The sequence below is a fragment of the Thiomonas sp. TH-17 genome, assembly GCF_057473305.1.
In genome coordinates this window covers 1-8,265 of sequence record NZ_JBYCKI010000090.1, presented here as the reverse complement: position 1 = coordinate 8,265, position 8,265 = coordinate 1, and the positions used below count along the sequence as shown (strand labels likewise).

The 8,265-nt window shown below is 67.2% G+C and carries 8 protein-coding genes; 2 read left to right on the top strand and 6 right to left on the bottom strand.

Translation table 11 applies throughout. The annotated features are described in order from the left end of the window. Positions 1-191: 191 nt before the first annotated feature. Both AC2VLV_RS05785 and AC2VLV_RS05780 read left to right on the top strand, forming a co-directional pair. Positions 192-632 carry a type II toxin-antitoxin system RatA family toxin gene (locus AC2VLV_RS05785; protein ID WP_013105194.1) on the top strand — a complete coding sequence of 147 codons (441 nt, stop codon included), beginning with the start codon at positions 192-194 and terminating at the stop codon, positions 630-632. Further along, positions 619-945 (top strand): RnfH family protein, encoded by a 327-nt coding sequence (locus AC2VLV_RS05780; protein WP_486989069.1) that lies wholly within the window; start codon positions 619-621, stop codon positions 943-945. The genes AC2VLV_RS05785 and AC2VLV_RS05780 overlap by 14 nt, the downstream gene beginning before the upstream one ends. On the opposite strand, the gene AC2VLV_RS05775 is transcribed toward AC2VLV_RS05780, so the two are convergent. The 6 genes from AC2VLV_RS05775 to AC2VLV_RS05750 form a co-directional block, all read right to left on the bottom strand. Next, positions 928-1,650 carry an ABC transporter ATP-binding protein gene (locus AC2VLV_RS05775; RefSeq protein ID WP_486989068.1) on the bottom strand — a complete coding sequence of 241 codons (723 nt, stop codon included), beginning with the start codon at positions 1,648-1,650 and terminating at the stop codon, positions 928-930. The genes AC2VLV_RS05780 and AC2VLV_RS05775 overlap by 18 nt on opposite strands. Beyond that, entirely contained in the window at positions 1,647-2,453 is an 807-nt protein-coding gene (locus AC2VLV_RS05770; protein WP_486989067.1) for an ABC transporter ATP-binding protein, read from the bottom strand. The genes AC2VLV_RS05775 and AC2VLV_RS05770 overlap by 4 nt, the downstream gene beginning before the upstream one ends. Continuing rightward, complete coding sequence (locus tag AC2VLV_RS05765; protein ID WP_486989066.1) at positions 2,450-3,706, bottom strand: branched-chain amino acid ABC transporter permease; 1,257 nt, start codon at positions 3,704-3,706, stop codon at positions 2,450-2,452. Before AC2VLV_RS05765 ends, AC2VLV_RS05770 begins: the two co-directional genes overlap by 4 nt. After that, positions 3,703-4,677: a branched-chain amino acid ABC transporter permease gene (locus AC2VLV_RS05760; protein ID WP_486989065.1), complete on the bottom strand. Its 975-nt coding sequence runs from the start codon at positions 4,675-4,677 to the stop codon at positions 3,703-3,705. Before AC2VLV_RS05760 ends, AC2VLV_RS05765 begins: the two co-directional genes overlap by 4 nt. A gap of 42 nt (positions 4,678-4,719) precedes the next feature. Then, positions 4,720-6,042, bottom strand: coding sequence for a branched-chain amino acid ABC transporter substrate-binding protein (locus AC2VLV_RS05755; RefSeq protein WP_486989064.1), 1,323 nt, complete (start codon positions 6,040-6,042; stop codon positions 4,720-4,722). A 133-nt stretch (positions 6,043-6,175) separates the two neighbouring features. Beyond that, on the bottom strand, positions 6,176-8,265 hold a 2,090-nt coding region (locus AC2VLV_RS05750; protein ID WP_486989063.1), incomplete at its 5' end, for a TonB-dependent receptor.

Sequence of the window (8,265 nt, the reverse complement as noted above, 5' to 3'; positions counted from 1 at the left end):
GCTTGAGTCGCGTAGAGCGAAAAAAGGGTGTGGGGATGGCCTGTGGCGGCGGATTTGCCGCCCCATAGCCCAAGCTATGGGGCAAAAAGCCGCTGCCTCAGGACGCCGCACAGCCTTTTTGCAGCCCGCGACCCTCAAGTCCGACAGGCTCCTAGGAGTCTCTACACAAAAAGCCCCGCGCGCGTTCGCTCATGCCCCAGGTTCACAAATCCGTCCTCATCTGGTACAGCCCGCAAGAGATGTACGACCTGGTCACCGATGTGGCCGCCTATCCGCAGTTTCTGCCCTGGTGCGGGGGCGCGTCGGTGCAATCGGAAGAGGGCGATACGGTGCGCGCCAGCGTGACCATCGACTTCAAGGGCATCCGCCAGAGCTTCACCACGCAGAACACCAACGTGCCCGGACAGGAAGTGCGCATGCGGCTGGTGGACGGGCCGTTTTCCGCCCTGCATGGACGCTGGGTGTTCAACCCCCTGGCCGATGGCAAGGCGTGCAAGGTCGAGTTTCTGCTCGATTACAAGTTCTCCAACTTTCTGGTGGAGAAGGTCATCGGCCCAGTGTTCAACCACATCGCCAGCAGCTTTGTCGATGCCTTCGTGCAGCGCGCCAAGCAGGTTTATGGGCCGCGTTGAACCCGCGTTTAGGCCCGCAGTCGGCGTGGTGAACATTGCGGTGTTCTATGCGCCCGAACGAGGCGAACCCGACTTGAGGCGGCTGGCGCTGCCAGCAGGTGCGACGGTTGGTCAGGCCCTGCAGGTCTGCGGCATGCTCAGCGCCCATCCCGAGTTGACTTCGACCGACATCCGCCAAGGCATCGACGGCCAGCGCGTGACGCTGCAGCGGGTGCTTCAGGACGGCGACCGCATCGACCTGTGCCGTCCCTTGCAGGTCGATCCCATGACCGCGCGGCGCTTGCGGGCTGCCGCCTCAAAGCCACGCCGATGACACGTCGGGCGGCATTTCGACAGGCGGGCCTTCGAACTGCGCGAGGCCGTCATCCAGCACGATGACACGGTCTGCCAGCTCCCGCGCCCACGGTTTTTGCTCGACCATGAGCACGCCCAGCCCCTGCTTCTGCAGTTGCCGGATGAGCAGGGCCGTCGCGGCCACGCGCTGGGGCGCCAGACCTTCGGTCGGCTCGTCGAGCAGGAGCAGATCGGGGTTGCCCATCAGCGCGCGGGCGATGGCGAGCATTTGCTGTTCGCCGCCGGAAAGCGCATGGGCCGGCGCGTGCAGGCGTGGCGCCAATGCCGGGAACAGGGCCAACACCTCTGCCTCGCTCCAGCGCGACGGGCTTATTCGCGCGACTATTCGCGCGGGCTTGGCGCCCAAAAGCAGGTTCTGTCGCACGCTTAGACGCGGAAAAATCTCGTGCTGCTCCGGCACATAACCCAGCCCCAGCCGGGCGCGGCGATGCGCGGGCAGGCCGAGCATCTCTTGTCCGGCAAGACTCGCGCGGCCCGTTGCGGGAATGAGGCCCATCAGCGCCTTGAGCAGGGTGCTGCGCCCGCTGCCATTGCGCCCGAGAACAAGCAGCAATTCCCCCGCTCGCAGTTGCAAATGCACGCCGCGCAGCACCTGCACCGGCCCGTAGCCCGCCTGCAGCGAGTGAGCTTCGAGCAGCGCGGTTTTCTCGGGCGGGAGGTTCATGGCGCCGTGCCCAGATAGACCGCCTGCACCTGCGCGTTGCGGCGAATGGCATCGGGCGCGCCATCGGCCAGCACGCGGCCCTGGTGCAGCACCACCACCCGCGTGGCCAGGCGGAACACGGCGTCCGGGTCGTGCTCGATCAGCAGCAGGGTGCGATCTCTGCAGAGCTGCTCGATCAGGTCGAGCATGTGCTCGGCCTGCGCCCGGTTCATGCCCGCGGTGGGCTCGTCGAGCAGCAGCAAAGGCGCGCGGCCGATGAGTCCGAGGCCGAGTTCCAGCGCGCGCAGGCGGGCATAGTCGATGCTTTGCGACGGCATATCGGCGCAGTCTTGCAGTTGCAGCGCCCGCAGCCAGTGTGTGACTTGCTGCCGCAGTTCGGCATCGCGCTGGTACGGCCGCCACCAGCGCCGGGCCGGTTGCGCCGCAAGCAGGCAGGCGCGCAGATTGTCGGCCACGCTCAAGCGGGGAAAAACCTGCGGCGACTGGAAGCTGCGGCCGATGCCCGCACGGGCGATCTGCGCGGGGTTCATGCGGTCGATCCGTCGGCCCGCCAGCCAAACACTCCCGGCGCTCAAGGGCCGCAGGCCGCTGATCACCTGAAACAAGGTGGATTTTCCCGCGCCGTTGGGGCCGATGAGGGCCACGCGTTCGCCGGCCTCGATCTGCAGGTTCAGATCGGTGAGGATGGGCTGGCCGCCGAGCACGCAATGCACGCCGCGCACGTCGAGCAGGGGCGGGCGCTCAGTGGCGTTGGAGGTGGCGTTGAATCCGGCGTCGGAGGTGACGTTGAATGCAGCGTTCATTCGCGGGCTCCGCCTTCGCGCAACTGCGGCGCCAGCGCCCGCCAAACCAGGGCGCACAGCCCCGTGCCCGTGGCGGCCAGCAGCGCCGCGCCCACCCAGACATCGGCGCTGCCGATCGGCAGCGGCACGCCATACAGTCGCAGGTTGCTGCCCACCAGCAGTTGTTGGCGCACCGCGTAGAGCAGTTCGATCAGGCTGCTCGCGCCGATGACCGACATCGCGCCGCAGAGCAAAAGGGCGGCCAGGCCCCACAGCAGATCGGGATTGCGGCGAGCGCGAAGCTGATGCGCCAAATCGCGCAAGACCCCGCTCAAACCCTGCGGCGCCCAGATCACGATGGCGAGAAAACCGAGCCCGACATACAGCATCCAGGCCTGCGAAACCGAGGCCAGAACCGACTCGCTGCCCACCATCAAGCCCGCGCCCAGCAGGGCGCCCCAAGCCGTGCCGCTGCCTGCGGCCAGGCTGAACAGCAGGGCCATGCTCGATTGCGGCAGCCCGAGCGATCCGGCGCTCACCTGTTCGAGACGCAGGGTTTGCAAGGCCCCGGACAGGCCCGCGAGGAAGGCGCTGACCAGCACCAGTTGCAGCCGAACCCGTCGCGGTGTGGCACCGCTGACGGCAACGCGCAAGGGGTTGTCGCGCACCGCGCGCGCCAGCAGGTCGAGCTGGGTGCCGTCGAGCTCGCGCAGCAAGGCCGCGCCCAGCAGCACATAAGCGGCGCTCACGCCATAGACCTGCCGCTGCGACAGCAGATCGAGCCCCAGCCAGACCGGCCCCGCGGTGCGGTCGGTGGAAACACCGCCCTCTCCGCCGAAAAACCCCTGAAGCATGGGCGCGGCCAGCGCCACGAGCAGGCCCAGCCCCAGCGTGATCATGGCGAAGCTCAAACCCCCTCGCCGCACGCTGATCGGGCCGAACACCAGCGCCACGGCCACGGCGAATACCCCGCCATACATGGGCGCCAGGGCAAAGGGCAGCGGCCAGCCGGAGGCGGCAATCACGTTCATCGCATGGGCGGCGGCATAGGCGGCCAGCCCGGCATACATCGCCTGCCCGAAGCTGAGCAGCCCGGCGCGGGTGACCAGCAGCCCCACCGATAGCAGCAGCAGCCAGGCGCTGGCCAGTTGCGACAGCAGGCTGAAACCGGCGCTGCCCAGCGGCAAGACCAGCGGCAGCGCGAGAAGCAGCGAAAAAAGCAGCGAAAACAGCGCAGCGCGGCCGCGCGCCGGGGCGGGCACGGCGGCATTCACAGCGCGTCGTCCCGAGACAGCGCGCGCGTCAGCCCCTGCGGGCGCAGCGCCAGCACCACGACCAGCAGCACATAAGGCAGCAGCGGCGCGGCGCGGGCCAGGTCGAGGTGCAGCAGGCTGGGGAGAATGCCGTCGCTCGCGGGCCAGGCCGCCGGGGCGTTCCAGCCCAGAGCCTGCAGGCCGTCGGCCAGTGAACCGTTGACGGCCACGGCCAGGGTCTGCACTTCGCCCACCAGCAGCGCACCCAGTAGCGCGCCGCGCAGCGACCCCAGACCGCCGATGATGATGACGGCAAACAGCAGCGCGCCCATTTGCGCGGCCATGTCCGGCTCGGTGACGAGCAGTGGCCCGCCCACCGCACCAGCCAGCCCGGCCAGCGCGCCGCCCACGGCAAACACCACGGTCTGCACGGCTCGCACATCGTGCCCCAGAGCCGAAGTCATGGGCGCGTGCGTCAGCGCGGCCTGCACGATCAGCCCGGCTCGTGTGCGCCACAGCAGCAGCCAGGCCAGTGCCAGCGCGGCCAGCGCCGTGACCATGACAAAGCCGCGGTACACCGGAAAATCCACCCCGCTCAAGGCGAACAGCGGGCCCTGCAGCGATGCGGGTATGGCATAAGGCACCGAGCCGCTGCCCCACAACAGGCGGGCCGCTTCCACCAGCACCACACCGAAAGCGAACGTGGCGAGCAACTCCGGCAGATGCCCCTGCGTGCGCAGACGTCGCAACACGCCGACTTCAAACCCCGTGGCCACCACGGCAACGCCCAGGGGCGCAAGCAGCAGTCCGCCCCAGAAGCCCAGCCATTGGCCGCTTTGCCAGGCCAGATAGGCACCGAGCATGTAGAAACTGCCGTGGGCGAAATTGAGTACGCCCAGCAGCGAAAAGATCAGCGTCAGCCCTGAGGCGAGCAGGAACAGCAGCAGGCTATAGCTCAGGCCATTGAGGGCAGAGAGTGCGAGCGCCTCCATGCAGGAACCGTGGCCAGGGATCGGAAAGATCAGGCCCCGGCTTTAGCGCGACGGCGTGCCCTGGCCGACGCCGGGCACCGCGCTGGCCGTCACCTTGGGCGGCTTGACCGGATAGACCTCGGTCATCAACGGCCGCTGCATGGTGCATTGCGCGGGCAGCGTGGTCTTGGAGGGCGGGTAGGCGTGCTCCAGCGCAAAGGTGTAGCCGGTGTTCTCCACGTTGTAGGGGTTGGCGGGCGAGACCGGCTGCCAAGCGCTGACATAGATGGGCTGGAGCAACTGGTGATCGGCAGCGCGCATAGTGACCTCGCCGTTGAAAGTATGGAACTTGAGCCCTTCCATCGCGCTGGCGACCTTCAGCGGCTCGGTGCTGTGCGCCTTGGTCATGGCGGCAGTGAGCAGCGCCAGGCCGGTGTAGGTGGCGGGCACTGAGAAGTCTTGCTTGTACTTGTCGCGGAAGCCTTTTTGCAGGCTTTGCAGCACGCCGGGCAGATTGGGTTCGCTGTAATAGACCAGCTTGACGCGCCCGGCGTCGTGCGGGCCGATTTCGCTGGGCGCGCCCAGGCTGCTGGCGTAGAAGGTGTAGAGATCGGCCTTGAGCCCGCCTTGTTGCGCGGCCTTGATGAGCAGGGTGAGGTCGGGGCCCCAATTGGCGGTGATGATGCAGTCGGCCTTGGCGGCCTGCACCTTGGCGACATAGGGCGAAAAGTCTTTGACCTGCCCGAGGGGCACGAAGTCTTCGCCCACGATCTGGATGTCGGGCCGTTTGAGCGCCAGCATTTCGCGTGCGTACTTCGCCACCTGGTGGCCGAAGGAATAGTCTTGCTCGATGAGATAGACGCGTTTGATGTCCGGCCGGTTGCGGATGTCGTCGGTCATCGCCTGCAGGGTCATGGGCACGCTGGGCTGCAGTGCAAAGTGCCAGAAACTGCAGTCGCGGCCGGTGAGCGCGGAATCGACCGCGGCGTAGTTGAGATAGAGCACTTCCTTGCCGGGATGGCGGGTGTTGTGACGGCTCACCGCTTTCGACAGCGCAATCGCCGCGCCCGATCCGTCGCCCTGCAAGACATAGCGAATGCCCTGATCCACCGCGGCCTGCAGCGCGTTGACCGTATCTTGCACCGCACCCTTGTTGTCGAACGGCACGATCTCGAAGCGCACCCCGGCGGTGTTGCCGCGGTTGACCCGGTCGGCCACGAACTGCCAGCTCTGCAACTGGTTCTGGCCGACTGCGGCGAAGGGGCCGGTGAGCGGGTCGATGAAAGCGAGCTTGACGGTGGGAATCTGTCGCGCATGCACCGGAGCAGCGCTCAGCAGCATGCCCCCAGCCAGGGTGGAAAGAAAACTTCTGCGGGTAGTGTGCATGGTTTGCAAAGCCTCTTGTTCTGTGCCTCCCGCCACAACAAGTCGCCGGAAGAGCAAAGGGGCAATGCTATTTCAATGCAGGAATGCCGCCACCCTCCGCAGGGTGTGGGGAGCATGGCGGCGACGCGGCGGTTTACAGCGCGTAGTTCAGCCCGAAGAACACCGAGCGTCCGGCACCGGGAATGCGGGCGCCCACGGGCAGGTCGCCACCGGAAACACGGTTGATGCCACTCAAGGCGTCGGCATAGTTCTTGTCGAACAGGTTGTTCAGTCCGGCGGTGAGTTGCAGCGCAGGGCTGGCCTGCCAGGCGCCGTGCAGGTTGAGCACGCCGTAGCCGCCGGTGGGTTTTTCGCCGTTGTAGGCCGAAACCTCGGTCTGCTTTGCGGCCAGCACCCATTGCAGATTGGCGCTCCACGGCCCGGTGGCGTAGCGCAGGTTGGTGGTGGCGCGCAGCGGGGCGATGCGGTAGAGGTTGTCCGACACATCGGTGCGCTTGCCGCGCACATAGCTCACCACGCCGTCGAGGCTCACGCCTCGCGGTAGTCCCATCGCCAGCGCCCAGTTCATGTCCAGGCCATACAGCTCGGCCTGCACATTGTTGTATTGCAGGACGGGCAGACCGGCGGCGTCTTTGCGGGCGATGGGCGTGCCCTGGATGTAGTCGTGCACGCGGCTGTAGTAGGCCGACGGCGCGATGCGCCAGCCCGTGCCGTGCCAGTCGGCGCCGAGGTCGAGGGTGTCGGCCACCTCGGGGCGCAGGGTCAGATTGCCGAGGTAAGTGCGGCCATCAGCCATACCGGCGCTGGCGCCGGCGGGGCTCCAAAGGTAGCGCTGCAGCAGGCTGGGCGACTGCATCTTGCGGGCGATGCCTGCGGTGTAAGTGGCGTTCTCGGAGGCTTTGAAACGGGTTTGCAGCACCACGTCCCAGTTGTTGTCGGTGAAGGCCCGGTTGGCCGCGTTGAATTTGGCCTGATCGGCGCGCGTCATGGCGTTGGGCGCCATGCCCAGCGCGGTGACGGCAGCGGCGTCGGTCTTGATCTGGTCGGCACGCAGGCCAAATCGGGTGTCCCACTGCGGCGTCCAGGCGCGTTCCCATTCGCCATACGCGCCAAGGTGGCGGCGGGTGGACGGGGTGATGTTGTCGCGCTTGCTCATGGGGTTGCCGGTGGCGGCGAGCGTATACGCCTGGAAGTCGTTGCCATGCCAGCTCAGGCCGCCTCTCCAGGTGTTGGCGCCGTCGGGCAGGGTGTAGTCGATCGCAGCGCCCTTGTCGGTGCTGGTGGCTGGCGCCTGCATCGCCATGCCGCCGGGCATGACCTTGCGCAGGCTGTAGTTGTCCATCAGGTGGTCGATGGTGTGGTGATAGGCCTTGACCGCAAGAGTGCCCGCGCCGAGTTTGCCGGTGTAGCGGGCGCTGTAGCTGTCGGCCTTATCGAGGATCATGTCCATCGGCAGCGCCGGGGTGCCAGCGTTGCGGGTGCGGTGCTGGCTGGCGTCGAGCTGCAGCAGGCCGTCGCTGGGCAGTTTGAGGCCGAAGGTGAGATCGTGGTTGAGGGCGTGATAGCCGGTATCGGTCACCGTGCCGCCGGGCCAGCGCAGATTGCCGCCGTTGAGCCACTGGCCGGTGTAGCCCAGGCTCATGCGGTCGTTGGCGGCGGTGGCGCCGAGCAGCAAGCTGCTGCCGCGGTTGGAGCTGTCGGCCGCGGCGTTGACCTTGCCGTGCATGGTGAGCCCGCTGCCCGCGCCAAACTGCGGCGGCGCGCTTTCGGCCACAATGGCCCCGCCGATATGATCGCCCCCCACGCTGACTGGCGCGATGCCTGGATACACCGTCAGCGTGCCCAGAGTTTGCGGGGTGATGTAATGCAGCGGCGGGTCCATGTGGTTGGGGCAGGCCGGGGTGATGCTCATGCCATTGACCTGCACGTTGACGTTGTCGCCCATCAGCCCGCGCAGTTCGGCAATGCCGGTAAGCGGCCCGTTGCGCACCACGCCAGCGCCGGCGATCTGGTTGAGCAGGCTGGAGGTGTCGGCCGTGCTGGCGCGCTGAGCCGGGGTGGGCTCCATAGTGGTGGCGCTGGTGGAAAAACCCTGCAGGCTGCTGGCGCTGACGGTCACTTCGGGCAGGGTACTGGCGCTTTCGGCAGCCTGCGCAGCCAGCGGGCTGAACAGGGCAGAGACGGCGAGGGCCAGAACGGTGGGGACGAGCGGTTTGGGGGATG

Excerpts from the sequence above, each read along its gene's own strand:
- AC2VLV_RS05785 (WP_013105194.1), top strand. The coding sequence starts at position 192 with ATGCCCCAGGTTCACAAATCCGTCCTCATCTGGTACAGCCCGCAAGAG.
- AC2VLV_RS05780 (WP_486989069.1), top strand. The coding sequence starts at position 619 with ATGGGCCGCGTTGAACCCGCGTTTAGGCCCGCAGTCGGCGTGGTGAAC.
- AC2VLV_RS05775 (WP_486989068.1), bottom strand. The coding sequence starts at position 1,650 with ATGAACCTCCCGCCCGAGAAAACCGCGCTGCTCGAAGCTCACTCGCTG.
- AC2VLV_RS05770 (WP_486989067.1), bottom strand. The coding sequence starts at position 2,453 with ATGAACGCTGCATTCAACGTCACCTCCGACGCCGGATTCAACGCCACC.
- AC2VLV_RS05760 (WP_486989065.1), bottom strand. The coding sequence starts at position 4,677 with ATGGAGGCGCTCGCACTCTCTGCCCTCAATGGCCTGAGCTATAGCCTG.
- AC2VLV_RS05755 (WP_486989064.1), bottom strand. The coding sequence starts at position 6,042 with ATGCACACTACCCGCAGAAGTTTTCTTTCCACCCTGGCTGGGGGCATG.